The organism is Cobetia sp. 4B, from assembly GCF_018831605.1.
GTDB lineage: Bacteria > Pseudomonadota > Gammaproteobacteria > Pseudomonadales > Halomonadaceae > Cobetia > Cobetia amphilecti.
Genome location: NZ_CP059843.1, coordinates 473,065 through 498,921, shown reverse-complemented (window position 1 = coordinate 498,921; position 25,857 = coordinate 473,065). Strand labels below are relative to the sequence as shown.

The following is a 25,857-nucleotide window of genomic DNA, read 5'->3' as shown; positions in this document are numbered from 1 at the left end:
TCCACTAGAACCTCAGATCCTCAGTAATCGATCACCACATCGCCATTGGGCACACTGCAGCAGGACAGGATGAAGCCTTCGGCGACGTCTTCATCGGTGATGCCGCCGTTGTGTTCCATCTCGACCTCGCCCGAGACCTTCTGCACCCGGCAGGTGCCGCAGATGCCCATGCCGCAGGCCTTGGGAATATGCAGGCCGAGCTTGGCGGCGGCGGCGTGGACGGTCTCGCCCGGGGCGATCTGCACCGACTTGCCGGTGGCGGAGAACTCGACCCGCGTGAGATCGGAGCGGTCCAGCTCATCGGCCAGCACCTCGGCCTGTTCGGCCTGCTCGATGGCCTCTTCCTCGACATCGACCGGCGTGGCACCGAAGGATTCCTCGTGATAGCGGCTCATGTCGAAGCCGTGGCTGCGCAGCAGATGCTTGACCGCATTCATGTAGGGCGTGGGGCCACAGCAGAAGATCTCGCGCTCCATGAAGTCCGGCGCGATCATCTCGAGCATCGCATCGGTGAGATAGCCGCGATAGCCGGACCAGGTCTGGCCGGTCTCGAAGCGTTCACAGATGACGTGCATGTTGAACTCCGGCACGCGGGAATCCATGAACTCGAGCTGACGCCAGAAGATGATGTCGCGCGGGCTGCGCGCACTGTGCACGAAGGAGATGTCCACATTGGCATTGGTATCGAAGTACCAGCGCGCCATCGACATCAAGGGCGTGATGCCCACGCCACCGGACAGCATCAGAATGCGTTCCGCCGGGTAGTCGATGCAGTTGAAGTTGCCGACCGGGCCGTGCACCGCCAGCACATCGCCTTCATTGAGGTTGTCGTGCAGCCAGTTGGAGACCAGCCCGCCCGGCACGCGCTTGACGGTGATCGAGAAGCTGTAGGGCACCGACGGTGAGCTGGAGATGGTGTAGGAGCGCATGATCTGCTGGGCATCGATCTCGAGCTCCAGGGTCACGAACTGCCCCGGCTTGAAGAAGAACATCACCGGCTGTTCGGCCATGAAACAGAAGGTGCGAACGTCCCAGGTTTCCTGAATGACCTTCACGCAGCGCACGCTATGTCGACCGTTGGTCCAGGTCTGCGTCGTAACTGGATTGAAGTTGCTGAGAGTGGTGCTCATGAAGGCCTCGCTGGGCATGTTGTTCTTGGAGACATGTTCTTGAAGAGACAGTGTCAGGCCACCCTGCGCTGCGTGCGCGGCCAACGGTGGGACATGCTCAGGATTGTCGAGTCAGCGCCCGGCAAGCATTTATCCGTGCACGACAGAAACATGCCCGATCACTCCAATCCCGCCCCCGCAGCGCCCTGCCGCCGCCTCATCGCTACGCCTGCCTGTGCCTCAAAGCCCCTGCGCAGACGACCGGCGTCGGAAATACATCATTGAGCGTCGCCATCAGACATAAGTCGTGACTTGACCTCAGCCACACTGCGATCCATGCGTGGCAATGCCACTCAGATGTCATGCGGACTGCCTGAACTTCCACGCTGACTATCCTGTCGAGCGAGCGGCACTCTGCCTGCGCCGCCCTCGACACCCGAACCGACCAGGACGGGATGACGCACCGCGCGATGCATTGGCACTCCCTCATGGGGCCCCGATGTAGCCCCGCGGTGCTGCCCGGCAATGGTCTGTTCACTCGTTCCCTCTGTCCCGGCTTCACAACAACAATGATCAGCACACTCACTCAACCCAAGGCGACCCTGCTCCCGGCGCCTACCGACCGTGCGAGGACACCGCGATGAGCGACTTACTGGAACACGCTCAGGATCAGCAGCGTCAGGCGGTACGCGAGGCCGCCGCGCGGCTTCTAGAGGCCCGCAGTCCCGGCTACACCCTGCCCCAGCCCTTCTACAATGATCAGCGCCTGTTCGATCTCGACATGAAGGAGATCTTCGAGCGCGAGTGGCTGTTTGCCGGTCTCAGCAGCGAGATCCCGCTCAAGGGCAACTTCATGACCATGGATGTAGGCAACAGTCCGATCATCATCGTGCGCGGTGACAACGGGGCCATCCATGCCTTCCATAACGTCTGTCGCCATCGCGGGTCCCGCCTGTGCAGCACCGAGCGTGGCAAGGTCGCCAAGCTGGTGTGCGGCTATCACAAGTGGACCTATGAGCTGGATGGCCGCCTGCTGTTCGCCGGTTCCGACATGGGTACCACCTTCGATACCAGTGAATACGGCCTGCACCCCGTCCACGTGCGCTCAGCCGGCGGCATGCTGTTCATCAACCTCGCCGAGCAGCCCGAGAACTGCGAGCCGTTCTTCAAGACGCTGGAGTTCTACCTCAAGCCCTACGACATGGAGAACGTCAAGGTCGCGGCCAGCTCCTCCATCATCGAGGAAGGCAACTGGAAGCTGGTGATCGAGAACAATCGCGAGTGCTATCACTGCGATGGCTCCCACCCGGAGCTGCTCAACACCCTGCAGGAATTCGATGACACCGATGACCCGCGTGCCACCGAGGCCTACAAGGCGCTGGTCGCCAAGAAGCAGGCCGACTGGGATGCCGAGAAGGTGCCCTATCAACTGGTGCGCTTCGGTCGCCGCAATCGCATGACGCGCACGCCGCTGCTGGAAGGCACCGTCTCGATGACCACGGACGGCACCCCGGCGTGCAAGAAGCTGCTGGGTCGCCTGCAAAGCCCCGACATGGGCTCGCTGCGCATCCTCAACCTGCCCAACTCCTGGAACCACTTCATGGGCGATCATGCCGTGGTCTTCCAGGTCGACCCGATCGGCCCCCTCAAGACCCGCGTGACCACCAAATGGCTGGTGCACAAGGACGCGGTGGAAGGTGTCGACTACGACCTGGCGAAGCTGCGCAAGGTGTGGGACGCCACCAATGATCAGGACCGTCAGCTGGTGGAAGAGAACCAGCGCGGCGTCAACTCCAGCGCCTATCAGCCCGGCCCCTACTCGGCGACCTTCGAGTTCGGTGTCGTCGACTTCGTCGACTGGTATGCCGAGCGCATGCAGGAAGCGCTCAAGGGACAGCAGGAGCCGCATCTGCAGCTGGCCTGAGGGCTTGAGTCCTTGAGTCCTCGAAACCTGAGACTCTGAAAGACAGGCAAGAAAAAACCCGCCACCGGCAAGCCGGTGGCGGGTTTTTTTGGCTTTCACTCGGGCAACACGCCGATGGCGGGTCACCCGAGAGGTACTACGGCTGGATTACAGCTGCGTGTCCAGGCTCATCATCAGGCTGAGCGCCATGACGATGATGATGGAGAAGCCGAACAGCTTGCGTGCCCAGGAGGCATCAGGCTGATCCTTGAGGCGCCAGGCGGCCAGATACAGCCACCAGCCACCCGTGACGGTCGCGACTACCAGATACCAGATGCCGGTATATCCCCACAGTGTCAGCAACAGCGACACCGGGATGAAGCCGGCAATGTACCCCGTCACTACACGCTTGGCATGCTCCATGCCTCGCGCTACCGGGAGTACCGGAATATTGGCGGCCCGATAGTCATCGACACGAAACATGGCAATCGCATAGGAATGCGGCATCTGCCACATGCTGAAGATGATCAACAGCAGCAGCGCCCCCATGTCCGCCTGACCGGTGACGGCCAGGTAGCCGACCACTGGCGGCGCAGCGCCGGACAGTGAGCCGATGAGGGTGCCATACACCGAGCCACGCTTGAGCCACATGCTGTAGGCCCCGACATAGATCACGAAGCCCAGCCCCACGGCGATCATCGCCATGAGATTGGTCATCGCGGCCAGAAGCCAGAAGCCTGCAAGGCCCAGCACGCTGCCGAAGACGAAGGCCCCCTTCAGCGAGATGTCGCCCTGCACCAGAGCACGGCCCTGGGTACGTGCCATGTGGCGGTCGATATCGCGATCGATGCAGTTGTTGAACACACAGCCTGAGGCCACGATCAACGCCACCCCGACCAGGGTGGCGATGAACAGCGCCCAATCCACCTCACCACCGGAAGCGAGAAAGAAGCCGCCGCTGACGGTGATCAGGTTGCCGAAGATAATGCCCGGCTTGGTGGTACGCAGGTAGTCCTTGATCATCAGGCTCACGCTATCAGATGGGCATCATGTTCTGATTCAGCTCGATCATGATCCATATGGAACCACCAACGACGATTGCCACGATCACCACGGTGAACAGCATGGCCATGACATTCCAGCTCTGCTCCTTGGAGCCGTCCAGGTGCAGGAAGAAGTACAGCTGCACGAAGACCTGAGCGATGGCGAAACCGTAGATGGCCCAGATCACGCCGACACCCGGATCATCCATCATCATCACCATCCCGAACGGGATGATGGTCAGGATGATGGAGAGAATCAGACCGGTCACGTACTGCTTGACGCTGCCGTGATTGTCGTTGTGGTCGTTGTTGGAATGGCTCATAGCATCACTCCTGTGAGATAGACGACGGTGAAGACGCAGATCCAGATGACGTCCAGGAAGTGCCAGAACAGGCTGAGCATCATCAGACGACCGCGATGCACTTCCGTCAGACCTTTCTTCTTGACCTGGAAGATCAGCAGCGCCATCCAGATCAGACCGACGGTCACGTGCAGACCGTGGGTGCCGACCAGGGTGAAGAAGGCAGACAGGAACGCGGACTTGTCCGGACCCTGGCCGTTCACGATCAGGTGGTAGAACTCATAGATTTCCATCGCGATGAAGCCTGCGCCACAGGCGAAGGTGATCATCAGCCACTTGATCACCGCGGAGCTGTCTCCGCGGTTCATGCCCAGCATCGCCAGGCCGTAGGTGAAGCTCGAGGCCAGCAGCAGCGCGGTCTCGACCAGCACGAAGTTCAGCTCGAAGATCTCGGCGCCCGTCGGGCCACCGGCATACGCCTGGCTCAGTACCACGTAGACCGCGAACAGCATCGCGAACAGGATGCAGTCGCTCAGCAGATAGAGCCAGAAACCGAAGACCTTCAGGCCGTTGGTATCGTGATGCTCGTGATCGTCATGGGCGTCATGCGCCCCATCGTGAGATGTCATTGCATTATTCGCCATGATTACCCCTGAACCACTGTGTCGTTAGGTGTGCGGGCGCTGGGCAGGGCGCGACGCTCGCGACCCTCACGCTCGACACGCTCCACTTCCTCGACGGACACGTAGTAGTCGATGTCGTAGTTGAAGGAGCGCACGATGAAGGTAGCGATCATGCCGACCAGCCCGACCACGGCCATCCACCAGATGTGCCAGATCAGTGCGAAACCGAACACCAGGCTGAAGGCGGAGATGATGACGCCAGCAGCGGCGTTGCGCGGCATGTGGATCGGCGCATAAGGCTTCTTGGCCTCCTGCTCGATGCCACGTTCCTTCATTTCCCAGAACTCGTCGAGCTCGGAAACCTGCGGCTCGTGAGCGAAGTTGTAGAACGGTGCCGGTGAAGTGGTGCTCCACTCCAGGGTACGACCGCCCCAGATATCGCCAGTGGTGTCCTGCAGCTGCTTGCGGTTCTTGATGCTGACCGCGATCTGGATCACGGTGCACGCGATACCGATCAGGATCAGGACAGCACCGATGAAGGCGACGACCAGGTACGGCACCCACAGCGGGTTGTCGACGTGCTGCAGACGACGGGTCATGCCCATGAAGCCGAGGATGTACAGCGGCATGAAGGCGAGGTAGAAGCCAGTGATCCAGAACCAGAAGGAACGCTTGCCCCACTTCTCGCACAGCATGAAGCCGGTCGCTTTCGGGAACCAGTAGGTGATACCGGCCATCGCACCGAAGACCACGCCGCCGATGATGACGTTGTGGAAGTGGGCGATCAGGAACAGCGAGTTGTGCAGTACGTAGTTGGCGCCCGGAACGGCCAGCAGAACGCCGGTCATGCCACCGATGGTGAAGGTGACGATGAAGCCCAGGGTCCACAGTACCGGAGAGGTCATTTCGACGCGACCGCGGTACATGGTGAACAGCCAGTTGAAGATCTTCACACCTGTCGGGATCGAGATGATCATCGTCGCGATACCGAAGAAGGCGTTCACGTCAGCGCCGGCACCCATGGTGAAGTAGTGGTGCAGCCAGACGATGAACGACAGGACGGTGATGACGAGAGTCGCCCACACCAGCGAGGTGTAACCGAACAGCTTCTTCTTGGAGAAGGTGGCGATGACTTCGGAGAACACACCGAAGACCGGCAGCACCAGGATGTACACCTCAGGATGGCCCCAGGCCCAGATGAGGTTGACGTACATCATCATGTTTCCACCAAGGTCATTGGTGAAGAAGTGGAAGTCGAGGTAGCGATCGAGCGTCAGCATCGCGATGGTAGCGGTCAGAATCGGGAAGGCCGCGACGATCAGGACGTTGGCGCACAGTGCGGTCCAGGTGAAGACCGGCATCTTCATCAGGGACATGCCCGGCGCACGCATCTTGAGGATGGTGGCGATGAAGTTGACACCTGTCAGCAGGGTACCGACACCGGAGATCTGCAATGACCAGATCCAGTAATCCACCCCGACCCCGGGGCTGTAATTGGCCCCCGACAACGGCGGATAGGCCAGCCAGCCAGTCTTGGCGAACTCACCCAGACCCAGAGAGATGTTGACCAGCAGCGCGCCGACCACGAACAGCCAGAAGCTGAGCGAGTTCAGGAACGGGAAGGCCACGTCACGTGCGCCGATCTGCAGCGGCACGACAACGTTGATCAGACCGATGACCAGCGGCATCGCCACGAAGAAGATCATGATCACGCCGTGGGCAGTGAAGATCTGGTCGTAGTGATCCGGGGGCAGATAGCCCTGACCACCACTGGACGCCAGCATCTGCTGGGAACGCATCATGATCGCATCGGAGAAACCACGGATCAGCATCACCAACGCGACGATGATGTACATCATGCCGATCTTCTTGTGATCGACAGAGGTGAACCACTCATTCCACAGGTAGGCCCACTTTTTCTTTACCGTGATGAAGCCGACAAGGGCTGCACCACCGAGGATTACCGCCGCAAGCACGATCATGATGATCGGCTCGTGATACGGAATCGCCTCTAATGTGAGTTTTCCAAGCATTGCTTATTCCTCGGTTGCCATCGCAGATTCAGCGTGACCAGAAGCGTCATGATCGGACATGCCGTCTTCGGCGCTGTCGTGATGCATTCCACCCTTCTTCATGTGGCGCATCTGATCATCGCTCATGCCCAGCTCCATGCCGTCCATGTAGGGCGCCATGATCTGCTCATACAGGTTCGGCTTGACCTGACCATAGAAGGTCGGGGCGACGTCCTCGCTCGGCTCCTTGAGAGCGGCAAGACCAGCGTCATCCAGCACCTTGCTGCTGCCGCGTGCCTTCTCGATCCAGGCGTCGAAGTCGCCTTCGCTCATGACATGCGCCTTGAAGTGCATGTCGGCGAAGCCGGCGCCGCTATAGCTGGCAGAGATACCGTCGTAGGTACCCACTTCACTGCCGATCAGGTGCAGACGGTTTTCCATCCCCGCCATTGCATAGATCTGGCTACCGAGCTGCGGGACGAAGAACGAGTTCATCACCGTGTCGGATGTGATGTGGAAGCGAACCTGACGATCCACCGGCATGGCCAGTTCATTGACCGTCGCGATGCCCTGCTCCGGATAGATGAACAACCACTTCCAGTCCATGGACACGACCTGCACCTCGATCGGCTCACCGCCGTCGACGATCTCGGCACGCGGGTCCAGCTCGTGCGTGCTCTTCCAGGTCAGGATGCCCAGAGCGAGGATGATCAGGCACGGAATGCCCCAGACCACGATCTCGATCTTGGTGGAATGCGCCCAGTTGGGCGTGTAGGTCGCCTTGCTCTGCTTGGTATCGCGATAGCGCCAGGCGAACCACAGCGTCATGAAGATGACCGGGATAACAACCACGAGCATCAGGTAGGTAGCAGTCAGGATCAGCGACTTTTCGGATTCACCGATAGGCCCCTTGGGATCGAAGAGTACGGCGTCACAGCCGGACAGCATCAATAATCCCGCGAGGATAGGGAGTCCCCGCAGAGCCCCCCGCATTAGGCTTTTTCTCATCTCACGACCTCGTTGGAACACGCCATGGCGTCATGACGAGCCCACATGTGGAACACAGCGTTCGAAGAAATGACCAACAGGAAGCCGTCGATCTTTCGAACGAAATCAGAAGATTTCCCGCAGGCGGGCACAGGATAGAGAAAAGACAGGGGGGCTGACTACGGGGCAGGATGACGCACCAGGGGCCACATGCGGATGACTTCGGCCATCCGGTGCGCGCCAATCATGCCTTGAGCGGCATGAGTTCTCTCACGCTCGAGGGAGGTTAAAGCAGCGGGATCGGAGGGGGAAGCCGACACTCACGGCAATGATGTCGCGACAGTGCATGCCTTGCAGGGCCAGACAGCTCGTCATTCACCGGCCTTCTCCGCGATGCCAGCCCCCCTGCCCTGCTTGATGATGCCCGTGAGAATCACGACCTTGTCGCGTCACAATTCAGTGCATCCCCACAGATGTCCTCGCCATCGGCGCACCAGGTGGCGTCGAAGCAACCACTACCGCCACACGATACTGCGCAACAAAACCCCAATAAACAGCCACCAATTGAAATTAAATGCCAAAAATTGTACCGATAAGCCTTTCAAAAGTTGCTGAAGTACTCCCCCAACCCGGGCGAGAGAGGCATTTTCCCGACATGATACTTGTATGAGGCCGGCGTTCATTGACGAGAAAACATGCATCATTATCGATCATTACCTGACAGGTAAATGCACCATGATGCGTCTCACATGATGCTGGCATTCCCGATCAACAGGGGACACTTTTTCGCAACCTTGGCATGCCATTCTCATGATCAATGCCGAACCAAATGGCCTGATGAGTGTCATTTTCCGTCATTCATTTACGCGGACTCACCACCTTTCTGCCAGATGACGCCCAGCCTTCCATCATAAAAAATACACAAATAAACACACCTCAGAAACTCTCTGGTTACCAATTTTGCACAAAAATCCGGTTTCCCGCCCCCATTGTGTGACTTGAGTCAGACAAGGAATGAACTCGACCGCGGCGTCAGGAACAACATCCTCGAAAAAGGTCAAGACCTGCGACAATTGACCACACCAAAAATAGGGACAATGATCTGGGAGAATTTCCCGGGGCCTTTTCCACGCCCAGCGGCCACACAGGTCTCTCTTCACCAGCACCATCGGCCTGAGGTCAGGCGCGATTCGCGTTCCCCATCAGCGATGATTCGCGGCCGCCACTCGCCGCGACGGCCAGATTCTCGAGCTCTCGGTCTAGCGGTCTCTTGGCTTGCCGGGTCTCTTGGCTTGCCGGGTCTCTTGGCTTATCGGGCTCTGGGCCTGGCGGGCTCACACTCTCTCCAATGTCAGGGCCGTGCGACATGCTGCCTGAGCGGGTCGAGAGCCATGCCCTGAAACGCCCGCTTTGCGATGACAGCTCTGCGATGACAGCTCTACAGCTACAGCTCTGCAATGACAGCTCTACAACAACAGCCCTGCAACGAGAGCCCTACCATGACTGCCTCCTCGACCACGCATTCCCTCATCGCCGCCGACCAGCTTCCCGCAGGCATCCTCTATCGCCTGTTCTCGGGCAGCATCGCGCCCCGGCCGATCGCCTGGGTCTCGACCATCGATGCGGCAGGCAACACCAACCTCGCGCCCTTCTCGTTCTTCACCATCGCCAGCATCAATCCGCCGGTGCTCGCCTTCAGCCCGCTGCGCAATGGCGAAGGCAAGACCAAGGACACCCTCAACAACCTCGGGCAGGTCGCGGAATGCGTCATTCACATCGGTGGCGAGGCGATGAGCGAGGCGCTCAATCTCACCAGCGCCAGTCTCGCCGCCGACGAGGATGAGTTCACCCACGCGGGCCTGAACAAGGTGGCCATGCCGCCGCTTGCGGTCCCGCGCGTGGAGGGCGCCCCGATCGCCTTCGGCTGTCGACTGCGCGACATCATCTCGTTCGGTGATCAGCCGCTGGCCGGTTCACTGGTGCTGGCCGAGGTGGTGGTGATGCATGCCGACGCAGCGGTCTGGGATGGGCGGCATGTCGACAATGAGGTGCTGCGTGCCATCGGGCGCATGGCCGGCAGTGACTATGCACGCACGGATAGCCTGTTCAGTTTACAGCGCCCCGAATGACTTTCCGGCACGGATAGGAAATCCATAAACCTTAATACAATCAATGCCTTTCAGCGCACGACAAGGATGGCTCAAGGTTTGACGCCACCACCTGCAACTGGCAGAAAGGCGCATGTTGCACAAGGCTTCAGACCAAGGTCTGAACGCTTCCACCAGGCGGGACAAGGTCCCTCATTCTGACTCGAGATGCCCACAGGAGCGGCTATCGAAAGAAAACATACGAGGTAACTCCATGTCATCGAATCCGTATGTGACGGATTACCAGATCGGTCAGGACAATGTTCAGCGACTCGGGCTGGATGTCCACAAGCCGGTCTTCACCATCAGTGCGCTGCTGATCGTAGGCTTCATCCTGTTCACGCTGCTGATGCCCGAGTCGGCCGAGTCGGCACTGGGCGGCGCCAAGGCATGGTCCATCACCCATGGTGATTGGCTGTTCATGCTCTCCAGCAACTTCTTCATCCTGTTCTGCCTACTGCTGGTCCTGCACCCGGTCAGCCGCCTGCGTCTGGGCGGACGCGACGCCAAGCCGGAATTCAGCCGGATGGCCTGGTTCGCGATGCTGTTCGCGGCCGGCATGGGCACCGGCCTGATGTTCTGGGGGGTCGCCGAGCCAGTGGCGTACTACACCGACTGGTCCGGCACGCCACTGAACGCACCACCGCGTACGCCGGAAGGCGCAACGGCGGCACTCTCGGCCACCGTCTTCCACTATGGGCTTCACCCGTGGGCCATGTATGCCGTGATCGGCCTGTCGCTGGCCTTCTTCGCCTACAACAAGGGCCTGCCGCTGACGCTGCGCTCGGTGTTCTACCCCTTGCTGGGTGAACGTGTATGGGGCTGGAGCGGCCATATCATCGATATCGTCGCGGTGCTCGCCACCCTGTTCGGCCTTGCCACCTCTCTGGGGCTGGGCGCGGCACAGGCGGCCTCGGGGCTGGACCATCTGTTCGGCATCGGCGATGGGCTGGTCAGTCAGATCGGCGTGATCGTGGCGGTCACGCTCGCGGCCATCTACTCGGTGAGTCGCGGCCTGGATGGCGGCGTCAAACGCCTCTCCAATCTCAACATGATGCTGGCCGCGCTGCTGGTGGTGTTCCTGTTCATCGTCGGCCCGACCATGGACATCATCACCGGACTCGGCACCACCAGCGTCGGCTATCTGGAATATCTGCTGCCGCTCTCCAACTGGATCGATCGCCCCGACGAAGGCTGGTTCCATAGCTGGACCATCTTCTACTGGGCCTGGTGGATTTCCTGGTCGCCGTTCGTCGGCATGTTCATCGCGCGTATCTCGCGCGGACGCAGCGTGCGCGAATTCGTCACCGCCGTGCTGGTGGTACCGACCCTGGTCACCATCGTGTGGATGACCGTCTTCGGCGGCACCGCACTGGAAGAGGCACGAGCCGCCGGCAGCGAGCTGGCCCAGGGCATCGACACTCCCTCGATGGCCATGTTCCAGATGTTCGACAGCCTGCCGCTGTCCTCCATCACCTCCTGCGTCGCCATCGTGCTGGTGCTGGTGTTCTTTGTGACCTCCTCCGACTCCGGCTCGCTGGTGATCGATTCCATCACCGCCGGTGGCAAGCAGGATGCTCCGACGCGCCAGCGCATCTTCTGGGCAGCGGCCGGCGGCCTGATCGCCTGTGCCCTGCTGTATGGCGGCGGCAGCACCGCACTGAGTGCGCTGCAGGCGGGCGCCATCTCCACGGGACTGCCCTTCACGGTGGTGCTGCTGGTGATGTGCTTCTCGCTGTTCCGCGGTCTGCGCTGGGAGAAGCGCGAATACGATCGCGCCAACGCAGCGACCTGAGCCACTGCGCGCAGTGAAAAGAGGCGAGTGAGCACCCACGCAAAAGGGCCTGTCAGTCGACAGGCCCTTTTGTTCATCTGGCAATCAGTGTCAGCGCGCGGCGCGCAATCTTTCAGGAGTGCCGCGCCTAGCGCAGTCCCGGCAGCAGATACTTGTCCAGCGCCTGGCGCACCGACGGCAGCAGGATATCGGAGTGCATCACCAGCTCGCGCACCAGTTCCTGCAGGCCCGGCACGCCCACCTCGGCATGCTTTCTGAGTGCCATGCGCGCGCAGGTATCCGCGCAGGCATGCTCGGAAATCTGCACGCCCAGCGCCACCAGCCGCTCACGAAAGTCTTCGTGATCAATCAGCTCCACGATCATCATCGTCATTCTCCTTGCTCGCTGACGGCGGGCATTGTCATTGGTATTGACCCACTCTGTTCTGAGCATAGCCTTTCTGAGGATAGCCGAAATGCACGACGGGCTGTCTCCGACATTCTGGTCAGACCGGGGCGCCCTCTGCGTGCCTGCCCACGCCACTGGCGTAGGCATTTGCGTCAGGCGCGTCTGGCTCGGTTGCGGTCTATTGCCTCGATCTATCCGCTCGGTCCAGCCCGCTTGCCATGTCCGCCTCACATGTCTGCTTCAGCTCTCCACACCCGCCGAGGCGGGTTCGGCTCTGGCCAGACGGCAGGCGGCGTACTTGAACTCGGGAATCTTGCCCACCGGATCGAGCGCCGGATTGGTCAACAGGTTGGCGGCGGCTTCGGCGTAGCAGAATGGCACGAAGACCATGCCGGCCGGCGTCAGCGGATCGGCGCGGGTAGCGAGGGTGATCTGGCCACGTCGCGTGGTGATCGAGAGCGGCTCGCCCGGCGTGATGCCCAGGCGCTCCAGCTCCACCGGATTGAGCGTGGCCACAGCGGCCGGCTCGAGATTGTCGAGCACCGCCGCGCGGCGCGTCATCGAGCCGGTATGCCAATGCTCCAGCTGACGGCCGGTGGTCAACACCGTCGGATAGTCGTCATCCAACGTCTCATCCGGCGGCGTGGGCCAGGTCGGCACGAAGCGGGCACGGCCGCTGGGGCGCGGGAAGCCCTCGCCGAACACCACATCCTCGCCCTCGCCTCCCGGCGTCAGGCACGGATAGGTCACCGAGTTCTCCTCGGACAACCGCGCCCAGTCGATGTTGTCGAGGGAATCCATGCCCTTTTGCATCTCGGCGTAGATCTCCTCCGGCCCGGCGTAATCCCAGTCAAGCCCCATGCGCCACGCCAGCTGCTGGGTGATCCACCAGTCCGGCTTGGCCTCGCCCGGGGCACGCAGTGCCGCCCGCCCACGCTGCACCTGGCGGTTGGTATTGGTGACGCTGCCGTCCTTCTCCGGCCAGGCGTACGAGGGCAGCACCACATCGGCGAACTGTGCCGTCTCGGTGACGAAGATGTCCTGCACCACCAGGTGCTCCAGATGCGCCAGCGCGCTGCGCGCATGCTCGAGATCCGGGTCCGACATCGCCGGATTCTCGCCGAGAATGTACATGCCGCGGATCTGATCGGCGTGGATGGCGTGCATGATCTCCACCACCGTCAGGCCCGGCGTCGCCGAGAGCGGGGTCTGCCACAGCGCTTCCAGACGCTCGCGCGCCGCCGTGTCACCCACCGGCTGATAGTCGGGGAACACCATCGGAATCATCCCGGCATCCGAGGCGCCCTGAACGTTGTTCTGCCCGCGCAGCGGGTGCAGGCCGGTGCCTTCACGCCCGACATGACCACACACCAGTGCCAGCGCGATCAGGCAACGCGCGTTGTCGGTGCCGTGGGTGTGCTGCGAGATGCCCATGCCCCAGAAGATCATCGCGCGCCTGGCGGTCGCGTACTCGCGGGCCACGGCGCGAATCTCTTCTGCCGCCACGCCACACAGCGGCGACATCGCCTCCGGCGTCAGCGCCGCGACATGCTCCGCCAGCGCGGCGAAGTCCTCGGTGTGTGCCTCGATATAGGCCTGATTGGCCAGCCCCTCGCTGATGATGACGTTGAGCATGGCATTGAACAGCGCCACGTCCGCCCCCGGCGTGAACTGGATCGAGCGATGCGCCTGACGACGCAGCGCCAGCGCACGCGGGTCGATCACCACGATGCGCGTGCCACGCTTGGCGGCGCGCTTGAAGAAGGTCGCCGCCACCGGATGATTGACGCCCGGATTGCAGCCGGTCAGCACGATGAGATCGGACTGCTCGGCCTGCATGAAGGAGGCACTCACGCCGCCCGAGCCGACGCCTTCCATCAGCGCCGCCACCGAACTTGCATGACACAGCCGCGTGCAGTGATCGACATGGTTGGAGCCGAAACCGGTGCGCACCAGCTTCTGGAACAGCCACGCCTCCTCGTTGGTGCACTTGGCGCTGCCGAAGCCCGCCAGGCTGTCGGGGCCGTGCGCGCGCTTGAGGCGCATGAGCCCCTCGGCCGCGACCTCGAGGGCCTCGTCCCAGCTGGCCTCACGGAAGTGGGTCAGCGGATGGGCGGGGTCAAAGTTCGCATCCAGCCCCTTGGCCACGCCGTCACGGCGGATCAGGGGGCGGATCAGACGCTCCGGATGGCGCGGATAATCGAAGCCGAAGCGCCCCTTCACGCACAGCCGCCCATGGTTGGATGGCCCATCGCGCCCACTGACCGCGATGATGTTGTCCAGCCGCGTATCCGCGACACGCTGCCGGCGCTTGTCAGTCTTGAGGGAGCCGCCGTCCGCCATGCCCTGCTGGGCATCCGCCAGGGTCGCGACCGGCTGCCCCTCGACACTCAACGCCTCGCCGCTGCCACGGCTGACCTGATACTCCAGCTGACAGCCCACGCCGCAGTACGGGCAGATGGAGGCGACGCGCTCATCGACGGCGGCGCTGTCGCCGAAGCCCTGCTCATCCACCTGGGCGGCGGGCATCAGGGCGCCGGTCGGGCAGGCCTGCACGCACTCGCCGCAGGCGACGCAGGTGCTGTCGCCCATCGGGTCCTCGAGATCGAACACGATGCGCGTATTGCTGCCGCGCCCCGCCAGCCCGATCACGTCATTGACCTGCACCTCGCGACAGGCGCGCACGCACAGGCCGCAACTGATGCAGGCGTCATGATTGACCGCCATCGCGGTATGGGAGTGATCGAGAGCGCTGGCCTGCGTCGGCAACCACTCCTCCACGCTGTCACCCAGCCACTCGCGGACCGTCTCGCGGGCGCCGCCCAGGGTCTCGCGCGCGTGCCCGACATCCACCGCCAGCAGCTCGGCCATCGCCATGAAGTGGCTGCTGACATCGGGGTTGTGCGCCTCGGCGGGCATGTCGGCGGCGAGCAGCTCCACCACCATCGCGCGCGCCTCGCCGGCGCGCCGTGAACTGGCACTGCGCACCACCATGCCCGCCCGCGCCTCGCGGATGCAGCTGGCAGCAAGGGTGCGCTCGCCGTCGATCTCGACCATGCAGGCGCGACAGTTGCCATCGCCGCGATAATCCGGCGCTTCGCTGTAGCAGAGGTGGGGAATCGTCTCGCCGGCACGCTTGGCGATCTTCCATAGCGTCTCGCCGGGATAGGCCGTGACCTCGGCACCATCCAGCGTGATGGTGAAGCCATCCTCGCGCAGCGGCTGATCATCCGAGGATGAGTTGCCCAACCCTGTCAGCGCATTCATGCCTCACCTCCCGTGGTGTCAGCCGCGTGGCTCGTGGCGATCAAGCGCACCCCGCTGCTGGCGAGGGTCTCCCGGAAGTCCTTGAGCAGGCCGAGCACCGGATTGGGCGCGGCCTGGCCAAGCCCGCAGATCGAGGCGTCCATCATCACCTGCGACAAGCGCGTCAGCAGCGTCTCATCCCACTCATCGCCGCTGAGCGCCGCCAGCATCTGACGCGTGCCGACACGACACGGCGTGCACTGGCCGCAGGACTCGTCCATGAAGAAGCTCATCAGATTGCGTGCCACCGCCGCCAGGTCGTCCTTATCCGACAGCACCACCACCGCGGCCGAGCCGATGAAGCAGCCGTGGGCCTGCAGGGTGTCAAAGTCCAGCGGCAGGTCCGCCTTGCTGGCCGGCAGAATGCCGCCGGAGGCCCCGCCGGGCAGATAGGCGCGCAGACGATGGCCGTCGGCCATGCCGCCGCCGTATTCCTCGACCAGCTCGCTGAGCGTGATGCCGGCCGGCGCCAGATACATGCCCGGGCGTCTGACGCGCCCGGAGAGCGAGAAGCTGCGCAGCCCCTGACGTCCCTGACGCCCGGCCGCGACGTAGTGGTCATGGCCTTCGCGATGGAGCCGCGCGATCCAATAGACCGTCTCGACGTTGTTGACCAGGGTCGGGCGACCGAACAGCCCGCGCTGGGCCACGAAGGGCGGCCGCTGACGCGGCTTGCCGGGCTTGCCTTCCAGCGACTCGATCAGCGCCGATTCCTCGCCACAGATATAGGCGCCGGCGCCACGCCGCAGCTGGATGTAGCCCGGCGCGACGAGGCCTGCGGCTTCCAGCTCCGCGATGCACTCGCGCAGCACCTCATTCAGGGTCGGGTACTCGTCGCGCAGATAGAGGTAGAGCGCCTCGGCCTCGATGGCATGCGCACTGGCCAGCGCGCCCTCGAGGAAGGTGTGCGGCTCACGCTCCAGATAGCAGCGGTCCTTGAAGGTGCCGGGTTCGCCTTCATCGGCGTTGATCACGCAATAGCGCGGCCCCGCCTCGGCGCGCACGAAGCCCCACTTGCGAAACGTCGGGAAACCCGCCCCGCCGAGGCCACGCAGTCCGGCCCGTTCGATCATCTGCGCCAGGTCCTCGATGCTGACCTCACCGTCATCCAACGCGGCGAGCAGCCCATAGCCGCCACTGGCGCGATATTCCGCCAGCCGCGGATAGTCGAGACTCGCAGCCGGCGCGGCATGCACATGGCCTTCGGCAATCGCCGCCGTGACGCCTTCCACGCTGGCGTGGCCGAGATGGTAATGCCCGATCTCCGCCACCGGCGCACTGTCGCAGCGCCCCATGCAGGGCGCACGCAGCACGCGCACCTGTTCGGGGTCCAGCCCCGAGGCGAGGCCGGCACGCAAGGCTTCGGAGCCGGCCAGCTGACAGGACAGCGAATCACAGACGCGCACGGTCAGTGCCGCGGGCGGCGTCTCGCCATCGCGAACCACGGTGAAATGGGCATAGAAGGTGGCCGTCTCGTAGACCTCGGCCATCGGCAGGCGCATCCACTCGGCCAGCGCGCGCAGATGGGCCAGCGTCAGGTAGCCGACCTCATCATTGAGCACGTGCAGATATTCGAGCAGAAGGTCACGCTGCGCCGGGGCATCGCCCAGCAGGCGCTGTACCTCGGCCCAGGCCTCGGCATCCAGCGGACGGCCGCGCAACTGGCTGCGCGAACGGCGGCGAGCGACAGGTGTCGGCTCGGTCAGGGTCTCAGGCGTCATGGCGGCACCACGGTGTTGTTATTGGGCAGGAGCAGGCAAGTACTGGCGTCTCGCGCGAGGAGTGAAGTCTCGGGCGCGAAAGTGGTGCGCGGTCAGGGAGTACGCACCACTTTCCTTCACTGTAGATCGCAATCTACAAAGCGGGCACACCTGCGACAACCGCTCTGAGCGCTGAATCGCCCCCTGTGTCAGTCACGCATATGCCGGCGTCGTATCCAGCTAACTCGCTCTCGCTCAGCCCTCACACAATCACGAGGGCCGGTGGCGACCTGCCCCGCAGTCAGACTCGCCACCGCGCTCCGGATTGCCATTCCACCCCCCTTCCCACATCGCAGCCCCGGGAGACACCCACGACAACACCTCGCTTCACGCCAGCTGCCCTGCCCGACAGGCGACACCAATAACAACATGAGGTCACCACATGTCATCGAATCCGTATGACACGGACTACGAGATCGGCCAGGACAATGTCCAGGTCATGGGTCTCGATGTTCACAACCCCGTCTTCGCGATCAGCGCCGTGCTGATCGTCAGCTTCATCCTGTTTGCCATCCTCTTCCCAGCGGGCGCGGAAAGTGCCCTGGGCGGCGCCAAGGCCTGGTCCATCGCACATGGCGACTGGCTGTTCATGCTGGCCGGCAACCTCTTCGTGCTGTTCTGCCTGCTGCTGATCGTGCACCCGGTGGGCAAGCTGCGCCTGGGCGGTCAGAAGGCGAAGCCCGAGTTCTCGACACGCTCCTGGTTCGCGATGCTGTTCGCCGCTGGCATGGGCATCGGGTTGATGTTCTGGAGCGTCGCCGAACCGGTGGCCTACTACACCGACTGGTACGGCACGCCACTGAACGCACCCGCCGGGACGCCGGAAGGAGCACGCGCCGCGCTGGGCGCCACCATGTATCACTGGGGCCTGCATCCCTGGGCCATCTACGCCGTGGTCGGGCTGTCGCTGGCCTTCTTCACCTACAACAAGGGCCTGCCGCTGACCATCCGCTCGGCGTTCTACCCGATACTCGGTGAGCGCACCTGGGGCTGGATGGGGCATATCGTCGATATCCTCGCCGTGCTGGCGACCATCTTCGGTCTGGCGACTTCGCTGGGGCTGGGCTCCGCTCAGGCAGCATCGGGGCTGGACTACCTGTTCGGCGTCGGCGATGGCCTGCCGACCCAGATCGCGATCATCATCCTGGTGACGCTGGTGGCCATCTACTCGGTCAGTCGTGGCCTGGACGGCGGCGTGAAGCTGCTTTCCAATATCAACATGATCATCGCCGCTGTCCTGATCATCTTCATCCTCATCTTCGGGCCGACACTCGCCATTCTCATGGGCCTGGGCACCACCACCCTCAGCTATGTGGAATATCTGCTGCCGCTGTCCAACTGGATCGGCCGCCCCGATGAAAGCTGGTTCCACGGTTGGACCGTCTTCTACTGGGCGTGGTGGATTTCCTGGTCACCGTTCGTCGGCATGTTCATCGCACGTGTCTCGCGCGGCCGCACCGTACGCGAATTCGTCACCGCCGTGCTGCTGGTGCCGACACTCGTCACCATCGTGTGGATGTCAGTCTTCGGCGGCACTGCACTGGAACAGGCCATCAATGGCGTAGGCGCGCTGGCCAATGGCATCGATTCCGTGTCGCTGGCCATGTTCCAGATGCTCGACAACCTGCCGCTGTCCGGTGTGGCGTCCTTCATCGCCATCCTGTTGGTACTGGTGTTCTTCGTGACCTCCTCGGATTCCGGTTCGCTGGTGATCGATTCGATCACCGCCGGCGGCAAGGTGGATGCACCGATCAGCCAGCGCATGTTCTGGGCAGCGATGGAAGGCCTGATCGCCGGTGCCCTGCTCTATGGCGGCGGAAGCGCTGCGCTGGGCTCGCTGCAGGCGGGCGCCATCGCCACGGGGCTGCCGTTCACGCTGGTACTGCTGGTGATGTGCTATTCGCTGTTCCGTGGCCTGATGCAGGAAAAGAAGGCACAGGACATGCTCATTCGTCCGGTCGCCGGCGCCTGACATGCGGCGCTGACCATAGCTTTACTGACCAAAGCTTTACTGACCAAGGCGGTACTGACTGACAGGCCGCAAGACATGGGCACAAAAAAACGCCGCCCCCGGCAACCGGGGGCGGCGTTTTCATTGGATGACCCGAACGTCATCCAGGCGAGATCAGGAGTTTTCCTGAGCCAGCTTCTGCACCTTCTTCATCAGGTCCGGGTCGTTCTGGACCGCTTGACCGATGGAGTTGAAGGTGGCGACTTCCAGACCGGAGTCTTCGACAGCGCTGACCATCTCGTCGTTGGCTTCCTGACGCACGCTCTGCTTGGCAGTCTCGTCGTCGGCTTTCTGCAGCTTGCCGGCGAATTCCTGAGAGATGCGTGCGATGTCCTGAGAGGCCGCAGCGAACTGTTCCAGCTGAGCGTCAGTGAAATCGCCAGCCTGAGCCTGTGCCGCCTGGGCAGTAGACTGACCCTGGGCCGGTGCGTCAGCAGCGAACGCCGGTGCCGACATCATGCCCGCGGAAATCAGGGCAGCCGTCATGTATGCAGTCATCCGTTTCATTGCAGCCTCCAGCAGTGATCAATAAGTGTTTGCCCTAACTCAGACGGGCCTGACGGCAGGATGTTCATTTTTTCATGCAACTCTTTGAAAACATTCTGTATCGCCAGAGTTACATGAGTCGCAGATCAGCAACGTAAAAACCGCGGGGCCGCGCATGGCGGGCGTCATGACGGCTGGACGCGCATACAGCTTGCGCCACGATTGTGAAAATATCTGCAGCAAGGCGCGTGAAGTCTGCCCGCCATGCACTCGACCCGCCCTCGATACCGACATGCCTCTGCGCTCGCTACGCGCTCTAGCAAGGCATGTCACCTGTTGCCGCCGCTATCGGCATGTCGCCATTGGCCTTTTCACAGGCTGAATGAGGGCGGCATGTCGTGAAGTACCACATAAATCGCGCGCCAACGGGCAGCAAACTCTCGGCGACTGTCTTAGTCTTGAAGGAGAGGCTGTCATCCCGGGTGTGCCATTCTCCTGTGCAACCTGCTTCTGCAGCCCAGGCTGGCTAGCCCAGCTCATAACATTCGTTGCCGGAGGACTGCCATGTCCACGCACATACTGTCCACGCTGCCTCGACGGCTCTCGCATCACAGGCTGATGCCGGGCCTGATGAGCCTCTTGTTGCTGGCTCTGCTGCCGGCCCTGCTGCTGAGCTCGCCGGTGCATGCCATCAGCCTGCTGGATTCGGACGCCGACCTGAACGCGCCCGCCGAGACATCCACTGGCGCACCACCGCCCCCGACCTCGCCGGACACCGCGGAGACCACCATGACCGCCGCCAATGTCGACCCCGCCGCCAATCCGCTTTTGGGCGAGACCTGGAACCGACGCTCGCTGGTGCTGATCGCGCCGGATGAACAGGACCGGGACCTCGAGCGTCAGCGCGAGGAACTGCGTGCCACGCGTGGCGAGATGCAGCAACGCGACATGACGCTCTATACGCTGATGGGCACGCGCGGCATCCACGATGGCGTGCCGATGAGCTTCGAGGAGGTGCGTGCCCTGCGTGATGCCATGCAACTGCGCGAGGGCGCGCCCTTCACCGTCATCCTGATGGGCAAGGACGGCGGCAAGAAGATGCAGCAGGAAGGCTTCGTCTCCCCCGACCAGATCTATCAGGTGATCGACAACATGCCGATGCGCCAGCGCGAAGCCAGTCAGGCAGCGCGCAAGCCCCCCCAGGGCACCGACGAACACACCTCGCCCGCCCCCTTGAACGATGAGGACTGGCAGTGGGAGGAGTGACCTCTCTGTAAGGAGCGACCTTCTGTAAGGAGCGACCTTCTGTGAGAAACGACCTTCTGTGATGCATGAAAAAGCCCCTGCCAGCCGAGCTGACAGGGGCTTTTTACCGTCTGCGTGACTTCAGCGCAGTACGCCTTCTTCACGCAGCAGCTTGAGGATTTCCGCCGCGCCCTCCTCGGCGCTCACGCCTTCCAGACGCTTGCCACCGCCCCCTTCGGCCTTGGCGGCCGCGGCCTTGAAGCGGTCCCGCGCGCTGGTCGCCTTGATACGCTTCAAGCGCTTGGGACGCTTGCGAGCCGGGGCCACGCCGAAGGCCTCGGCCTGTGCATCATGCACCAGCTCGCCGCTGGCCAGTGAGGAAAGCTCACCACGCCGCGCCTGCGCGAAGGCCGACTGACGCGCCGCCGGCGCCGCGGAATCGACGCTGACAAGTGCCGGCAGCTTCACGCGCAACCGTCGCCGCTGGCCACGCGGCAGCGCCTGCAAGGCGGTGAGATGCAAGCCATCGCAGCTTTCGATCGCGACGATACCCTCCACCAGCGGCCAGCCGAGACTCTCCGCCAGCAGATGCGGCAACAGGCCACTGCCCTCACCGGTCTCGCCCTGGCCGCCACACACCACCAGCTGCGGTGCCGCCTGCTTGAGGCGCGTGACCAGCAGCGGCCAGACATCGATGACCGGCTGATCAGCAGCCTTGAGCGAATCGACAGCCTTGAGCGGGTCAGCGCCAGGAGCATCCGGCGTCACCAGCGTCAACGAATCCAGCCCCATGCCCAGATAGCCGCGTAGCGCCTGGTCCTGCTCGCTGCCGGGCGCGATCTCGCTGCCACTGGCGTGCCAGCCGCTGAGGCTTACGGCACCGGGTGCCGACTGACGCTCCAGCGCCAGACACAGCTCTAGGGCGCGGGCGTCCTGCTCGGCGCGCCGCAGACGCCCCGAAACCGGGTGCTGCCCCAACGACACCAGACTCACGACCTCAAGCGGTGCCGAGGCCTGCTGCGCAACGGACGAACGATCTGCCTTCATGTCCTTCTCCTTTCCCCTGTCGCAGGCGCGAGTTCAGGCCGCGTCGGCGGCAAGCGTGGCGGATGACGTACTGGATGACACCGAGGCCGCGGCAGGCACCTGACCCGCCACCGAGGCATCACCGCCGGCACTGCGTTCGGCCTCGAGCTGCTGGCAGAGACTGGCGAGAATCGCCCCGGCGTCACCGATCACCGAAAGATCGGCACGCTTGACCATGTCACAGCCGCCATCGGTGTTGATGGCCACCACCTTGTCGCAGCGCTGGATGCCCTGCAGATGCTGGATAGCCCCCGAGATGCCCACCGCGACATAGACCCGCGCCGTCACCCAGGTACCGGTGGCGCCGACCTGGCGGGCACGCGGCATGAAGCCGTCATCCACCGCCACCCGCGAGGCGCCTTCGGTGGCGCCCAGCAGGCTGGCGGCACGGTGGAAGCCATCCCAATCGCGGATGCCGTTGCCCGCCGAGAGAATGAATTCGGCCTCGCCCAGCGCGATCGCGGAGGGGTCGACGGCCACCGGGCCAAGATCTTCGATTACGTCTGGCACGGCGTGCGCGGTGCTGGCCGCCTCCCACTCGAGCGGCAGCGCGGCGTGGCGCACATCTTCCACCGGCTCGGCGCATTCCGCCTCGCACAGCACGATACGGGTCAGCGGGCGGGTCAGGTCCTGCTGACCATTGCCGCTGCGCCCGGTGACGTTCACCTCGGCAAGCTCGCCACGCCCGATGGCGGCAAGCTCGCCGTCGAGCTGATAGGCATTGCCGCTGGGCCGCGCCAGCGCATCGCCCTGACACAACAGGCGCGCACCGAGACGTCGGCCGCGTTCACCGCCGCCGGTACGGGATTCCGGCAGCAACCACAGCCGTGGTGCCAGCTTGCCATCGATGGCCTCAAGCTCCGCCAGCTGGGCCAGCGGCGCATAACCATCGTGGAGGGTATCGGCGAAGTGCAGCCAGCGATCGGCCCCCGCCGCACCGAGCCCGACACTGTCGGCGGCGTCACCATCCTCACGCAGCGTGCCGAAGGTGATGGCCAGCACCGCGCCCTGATGCGCCGGATCGGCATCGGCGATCTGACGCGCCAGCCCCAGTACATCGCGGTCGTGACTCGACAGTCGCCCACCGGTCATGTCCGGCACTACCGCGATCAGGAAGGCGGGTGATGCGATCTCGACCAGCGGCAGCACGCGCGCCTTGGCCACGACCGCGGGCTGGCCAGCGCCCGCCGCGGCAGGCCCGGAGCGGCCACTGCGGTCGATGCGCTTGCGACCATTGGCGGCGATGAAGTGGCCGACGTGCGGGTCGCGACGCATCACGCCCTGCGGGCCCATCCAGCGTTCCTGAGGGGCTGCCGCGCCGCGGCCCAGCGCCTGCAGCGCGATGAGATGCTGCGGGTGCAGGCGATTGCGTGCCTGCTGCTCCAGGCGCGGGTCACGGCGTGGCAGTGACTCACGCTCGGTTGCTTGTGGATCGACGGGAATCGTCATGCCGCCACCTCCGCGTCAGTGGGCTGCGTGGTCGACGCCGCCAAGCCTTGCGTGGACGCTTCCAGTACCAGCGCCCGCGCCATCAGTTCCGCCAGATCCAGCACCTGGGGTTCGGCTTCACCGGCCGGAGCCACCACGCCTTCCAGCATCGCGGTGCACTGCGGGCAGCCGACCGCCACGACCTCGGCGCCGGTCTCGCGCACATCGCCCATGCGCATGTCGGGGATACGCTGCTTGCCGGGGATGTCCGTCACCGGCGCGCCACCGCCACCGCCGCAACAGCGCGAGCGGAAACCGGAGCGCTGCATCTCGCGCACTTCCAGCCCCAGCGCCGCCAGCAAGCTACGCGGCGCCTCGAATTCACCGTTATAGCGCCCCAGATAGCAGGGGTCGTGCCAGGTGACCGAGCCGAGCGTGGCCAGTCTGGTGGCATCGAGGCTCAGACGACCCGCCGCCAGCAGCTCGTTCATGTAGCTGGTGTGGTGGTTGACGAGGTAGTCGCCACCGAAGGCGGCATATTCGCGCCCCAGCACATGGAAGCTGTGCGGATCGCAGGTGATGATGCGCGCAAAGCGATACTTCGACAGAGTGGCGATATTGCGGGTGGCCAGCGACTGGAAGGTCGCCTCATCCCCCAGACGACGAGCCACGTCGCCACTGTCACGTTCTTCCGCGCCAAGGATGGCGAAATCCACCCTGGCGGCGCGCAGTACCTGCACGAAGGCGCGCAGCGTGCGCTGGTTGCGCATGTCGAAGGCGCCATCGCCCAGCCACAGCAGCGCTTCCACCGGACGCGGATCACGCGCCGCCTCGCGGGCGGCCTGCAGCTCGGCGATGCGCGGCAGGTCGAGATCCGCCGCCCAATGCAGACGCGCTTCGAGCGCGAAGCCGCCCGGGTTGTCGGTGGCGATCAGGTTGTCGAGCACCTCGACACCCTTGCCCGGTGTCGCGCCCTGCTCCAGCGTCATGTGACGGCGCATGTCGACGATGGCATCGACGTGCTCGATCATCATCGGGCACTCCTCGACGCAGGCTCGACAGGTGGTGCAGGCCCACAGGGTTTCCGGCTCGACCAGTACCTTGAACTCGTGGATCAGCTTGTCGCCATCTGTCGCCTCACCTGCAGCGCTCGGTGCCGCCTTGATCTGGATCGGCCCGGATGATGCTGCCTGAGTTGCCGGGCGAGCATGCGGAGAGACCCCGACGATGGCCTGCTGCGGGCCGCCGCCATGCTGGCCGAGCGCGCGCCTGGGCTCATCGCCCGGATAGGGCGAACCGGCATAGGCGGCATCGCTGCCACCGGCCATGCCCACCACCATGTCCTGGATCAGCTTCTTGGGATTGAGCGGCTGACCGGCCGCGAACGCCGGGCATACCGCTTCACAGCGCCCGCACTGCACGCAGGCATCGAAGCCCAGCAGCTGACGCCAGTTGAAATCGGACGGCTTGCCGACACCCAGCGGTGCCTCGGGGTTGGTCAGGTCCAGCGGCAGCAGCGCGCTGTCGCGGATGCCGGCACTGTCACGAGTGCTGAAACGTGCCGGACGCCGATGGAAGGCCAGATGCAGCGCACCGGCGAAGGCATGCTTCATCGGCCCGGTGATGCGCGAGCCGCCGCCGGTCATGCCGACGATCATCTCGAGCAGCCCCCAGGCGATGCCCACCACCAGCACCAGCCCGAGGATACCGCCGGAGATCATGCCGCCGACGCCTTCCGGCAGCACCAGTGACAGACTCATCACGAACAGGCTGGCGGAGAACACCAGCAGGCTCTTGGGCAGACGCATCCACGGGCCACGCGACAGGCGCGCCGGCGGGTCGAGGCGACGACGACGCACGAACAGCGCGCCACCGAACATCGCGCCACTGGCCAGCAGCAGCAAGACGCCCAGCCAGGCGGAGTCGATGCCGAAGCCGTAGACCACCACCATCAGCAGCGCCGCGGCCACGAAGCCACCCCCGGTGGCGACGTGGGTGTTGGCCATGTAGCGGTCCCGCGCGACCACGTGGTGCAGGTCCACCCCGTAGCGGCGCGGCACCTTGGCAAGGCTCGCGATCAGCTCTCCCATGCTCATGGACGTGGCGTCCGCCCGCCCCTGGCGCCACAGGCCGATGCGCTTGACCGCGCCGATGGCAGCCAGCGCCAGCGCGGTGAAGATCAATACCGACAAGATCGTGTCATTCATGCTGCTCACCCTCTTTGCT

Annotated in this window: 18 protein-coding genes; 5 read left to right on the top strand and 13 right to left on the bottom strand. The window is 63.6% G+C overall.

Annotated features, from left to right (window positions below):
- Nucleotides 1-20: 20 nt before the first annotated feature.
- Nucleotides 21-1,130 carry a hybrid-cluster NAD(P)-dependent oxidoreductase gene (locus H2O77_RS02205; RefSeq protein ID WP_043333184.1) on the bottom strand — a complete coding sequence of 370 codons (1,110 nt, stop codon included), beginning with the start codon at nt 1,128-1,130 and terminating at the stop codon, nt 21-23.
- A gap of 619 nt (nt 1,131-1,749) precedes the next feature.
- Between H2O77_RS02205 and H2O77_RS02200 the strand changes: the two genes are divergently transcribed.
- Nucleotides 1,750-3,033, top strand: coding sequence for an aromatic ring-hydroxylating dioxygenase subunit alpha (locus H2O77_RS02200; protein WP_043333142.1), 1,284 nt, complete (start codon nt 1,750-1,752; stop codon nt 3,031-3,033).
- A 147-nt stretch (nt 3,034-3,180) separates the two neighbouring features.
- Here H2O77_RS02200 and cyoE read toward each other — a convergent pair whose 3' ends face one another.
- The 5 genes from cyoE to cyoA are packed head-to-tail and all read right to left on the bottom strand — an operon-like array spanning nt 3,181 to nt 7,985.
- The gene (gene cyoE, locus H2O77_RS02195) at nt 3,181-4,035 is read right to left on the bottom strand and encodes a heme o synthase (protein WP_043333143.1); all 855 of its coding nucleotides are present in this window, start codon (nt 4,033-4,035) and stop codon (nt 3,181-3,183) included.
- 13 nt (nt 4,036-4,048) lie between these two features.
- Nucleotides 4,049-4,378: a cytochrome o ubiquinol oxidase subunit IV gene (gene cyoD / locus H2O77_RS02190; protein ID WP_043333144.1), complete on the bottom strand. Its 330-nt coding sequence runs from the start codon at nt 4,376-4,378 to the stop codon at nt 4,049-4,051.
- Entirely contained in the window at nt 4,375-5,001 is a 627-nt protein-coding gene (cyoC, locus tag H2O77_RS02185) for a cytochrome o ubiquinol oxidase subunit III (protein WP_043333145.1), read from the bottom strand. The genes cyoD and cyoC overlap by 4 nt, the downstream gene beginning before the upstream one ends.
- A 2-nt stretch (nt 5,002-5,003) precedes the next feature.
- A complete protein-coding gene (gene cyoB, locus H2O77_RS02180; protein ID WP_052384476.1) occupies nt 5,004-7,013 on the bottom strand; it encodes a cytochrome o ubiquinol oxidase subunit I in 2,010 nt (669 codons plus the stop codon).
- Between the two features lie 3 nt (nt 7,014-7,016).
- Nucleotides 7,017-7,985, bottom strand: a complete 969-nt coding sequence (gene cyoA / locus H2O77_RS02175) for a ubiquinol oxidase subunit II (protein WP_084589337.1) — start codon at nt 7,983-7,985, stop codon at nt 7,017-7,019.
- A 1,493-nt stretch (nt 7,986-9,478) separates the two neighbouring features.
- Here cyoA and H2O77_RS02170 point away from each other — a divergent pair.
- Nucleotides 9,479-10,108: a flavin reductase family protein gene (locus tag H2O77_RS02170; protein WP_052384477.1), complete on the top strand. Its 630-nt coding sequence runs from the start codon at nt 9,479-9,481 to the stop codon at nt 10,106-10,108.
- Nucleotides 10,109-10,340: 232 nt separating this feature from the next.
- The gene (locus H2O77_RS02165) at nt 10,341-11,921 is read left to right on the top strand and encodes a BCCT family transporter (RefSeq protein WP_043333147.1); all 1,581 of its coding nucleotides are present in this window, start codon (nt 10,341-10,343) and stop codon (nt 11,919-11,921) included.
- A 127-nt stretch (nt 11,922-12,048) separates the two neighbouring features.
- Here H2O77_RS02165 and H2O77_RS02160 read toward each other — a convergent pair whose 3' ends face one another.
- From H2O77_RS02160 to H2O77_RS02150, 3 genes are all read right to left on the bottom strand, one after another.
- Nucleotides 12,049-12,288 carry a hypothetical protein gene (locus H2O77_RS02160; RefSeq protein WP_043333148.1) on the bottom strand — a complete coding sequence of 80 codons (240 nt, stop codon included), beginning with the start codon at nt 12,286-12,288 and terminating at the stop codon, nt 12,049-12,051.
- A gap of 261 nt (nt 12,289-12,549) precedes the next feature.
- The gene (locus H2O77_RS02155) at nt 12,550-15,576 is read right to left on the bottom strand and encodes a molybdopterin-dependent oxidoreductase (RefSeq protein ID WP_215823809.1); all 3,027 of its coding nucleotides are present in this window, start codon (nt 15,574-15,576) and stop codon (nt 12,550-12,552) included.
- The gene (locus H2O77_RS02150; RefSeq protein WP_215823808.1) at nt 15,573-17,336 is read right to left on the bottom strand and encodes an NADH-ubiquinone oxidoreductase-F iron-sulfur binding region domain-containing protein; all 1,764 of its coding nucleotides are present in this window, start codon (nt 17,334-17,336) and stop codon (nt 15,573-15,575) included. The genes H2O77_RS02155 and H2O77_RS02150 overlap by 4 nt, the downstream gene beginning before the upstream one ends.
- Before the next feature lie 421 nt (nt 17,337-17,757).
- Here H2O77_RS02150 and H2O77_RS02145 point away from each other — a divergent pair, with 421 nt between their 5' ends.
- Entirely contained in the window at nt 17,758-19,347 is a 1,590-nt protein-coding gene (locus H2O77_RS02145) for a BCCT family transporter (protein WP_043333742.1), read from the top strand.
- A gap of 153 nt (nt 19,348-19,500) precedes the next feature.
- Here the strand turns inward: H2O77_RS02145 and H2O77_RS02140 are convergent, their stop codons facing one another.
- Complete coding sequence (locus tag H2O77_RS02140; protein WP_043333741.1) at nt 19,501-19,893, bottom strand: DUF4168 domain-containing protein; 393 nt, start codon at nt 19,891-19,893, stop codon at nt 19,501-19,503.
- 543 nt (nt 19,894-20,436) lie between these two features.
- Here H2O77_RS02140 and H2O77_RS02135 point away from each other — a divergent pair.
- Nucleotides 20,437-21,138, top strand: coding sequence for a DUF4174 domain-containing protein (locus H2O77_RS02135; protein ID WP_215823807.1), 702 nt, complete (start codon nt 20,437-20,439; stop codon nt 21,136-21,138).
- A 120-nt stretch (nt 21,139-21,258) separates the two neighbouring features.
- On the opposite strand, the gene H2O77_RS02130 is transcribed toward H2O77_RS02135, so the two are convergent.
- The 3 genes from H2O77_RS02130 to H2O77_RS02120 are packed head-to-tail and all read right to left on the bottom strand — an operon-like array spanning nt 21,259 to nt 25,838.
- Nucleotides 21,259-22,164 (bottom strand): electron transfer flavoprotein subunit beta, encoded by a 906-nt coding sequence (locus tag H2O77_RS02130; protein ID WP_215823806.1) that lies wholly within the window; start codon nt 22,162-22,164, stop codon nt 21,259-21,261.
- A gap of 33 nt (nt 22,165-22,197) precedes the next feature.
- Nucleotides 22,198-23,652 (bottom strand): electron transfer flavoprotein subunit alpha/FixB family protein, encoded by a 1,455-nt coding sequence (locus tag H2O77_RS02125; RefSeq protein ID WP_215823805.1) that lies wholly within the window; start codon nt 23,650-23,652, stop codon nt 22,198-22,200.
- Complete coding sequence (locus tag H2O77_RS02120) at nt 23,649-25,838, bottom strand: (Fe-S)-binding protein (protein WP_215823804.1); 2,190 nt, start codon at nt 25,836-25,838, stop codon at nt 23,649-23,651. Before H2O77_RS02120 ends, H2O77_RS02125 begins: the two co-directional genes overlap by 4 nt.
- Nucleotides 25,839-25,857: the final 19 nt, after the last annotated feature.

Excerpts from the sequence above, each read along its gene's own strand:
- H2O77_RS02135 (WP_215823807.1), top strand. The coding sequence starts at position 20,437 with ATGTCCACGCACATACTGTCCACGCTGCCTCGACGGCTCTCGCATCAC.
- H2O77_RS02125 (WP_215823805.1), bottom strand. The coding sequence starts at position 23,652 with ATGACGATTCCCGTCGATCCACAAGCAACCGAGCGTGAGTCACTGCCA.
- cyoC (WP_043333145.1), bottom strand. The coding sequence starts at position 5,001 with ATGGCGAATAATGCAATGACATCTCACGATGGGGCGCATGACGCCCAT.
- H2O77_RS02200 (WP_043333142.1), top strand. The coding sequence starts at position 1,750 with ATGAGCGACTTACTGGAACACGCTCAGGATCAGCAGCGTCAGGCGGTA.
- H2O77_RS02170 (WP_052384477.1), top strand. The coding sequence starts at position 9,479 with ATGACTGCCTCCTCGACCACGCATTCCCTCATCGCCGCCGACCAGCTT.
- H2O77_RS02160 (WP_043333148.1), bottom strand. The coding sequence starts at position 12,288 with ATGATGATCGTGGAGCTGATTGATCACGAAGACTTTCGTGAGCGGCTG.
- H2O77_RS02150 (WP_215823808.1), bottom strand. The coding sequence starts at position 17,336 with ATGACGCCTGAGACCCTGACCGAGCCGACACCTGTCGCTCGCCGCCGT.
- H2O77_RS02165 (WP_043333147.1), top strand. The coding sequence starts at position 10,341 with ATGTCATCGAATCCGTATGTGACGGATTACCAGATCGGTCAGGACAAT.
- H2O77_RS02205 (WP_043333184.1), bottom strand. The coding sequence starts at position 1,130 with ATGAGCACCACTCTCAGCAACTTCAATCCAGTTACGACGCAGACCTGG.
- cyoE (WP_043333143.1), bottom strand. The coding sequence starts at position 4,035 with ATGATCAAGGACTACCTGCGTACCACCAAGCCGGGCATTATCTTCGGC.
- cyoD (WP_043333144.1), bottom strand. The coding sequence starts at position 4,378 with ATGAGCCATTCCAACAACGACCACAACGACAATCACGGCAGCGTCAAG.
- cyoA (WP_084589337.1), bottom strand. The coding sequence starts at position 7,985 with ATGCGGGGGGCTCTGCGGGGACTCCCTATCCTCGCGGGATTATTGATG.
- H2O77_RS02120 (WP_215823804.1), bottom strand. The coding sequence starts at position 25,838 with ATGAATGACACGATCTTGTCGGTATTGATCTTCACCGCGCTGGCGCTG.
- cyoB (WP_052384476.1), bottom strand. The coding sequence starts at position 7,013 with ATGCTTGGAAAACTCACATTAGAGGCGATTCCGTATCACGAGCCGATC.
- H2O77_RS02145 (WP_043333742.1), top strand. The coding sequence starts at position 17,758 with ATGTCATCGAATCCGTATGACACGGACTACGAGATCGGCCAGGACAAT.
- H2O77_RS02155 (WP_215823809.1), bottom strand. The coding sequence starts at position 15,576 with ATGAATGCGCTGACAGGGTTGGGCAACTCATCCTCGGATGATCAGCCG.
- H2O77_RS02140 (WP_043333741.1), bottom strand. The coding sequence starts at position 19,893 with ATGAAACGGATGACTGCATACATGACGGCTGCCCTGATTTCCGCGGGC.
- H2O77_RS02130 (WP_215823806.1), bottom strand. The coding sequence starts at position 22,164 with ATGAAGGCAGATCGTTCGTCCGTTGCGCAGCAGGCCTCGGCACCGCTT.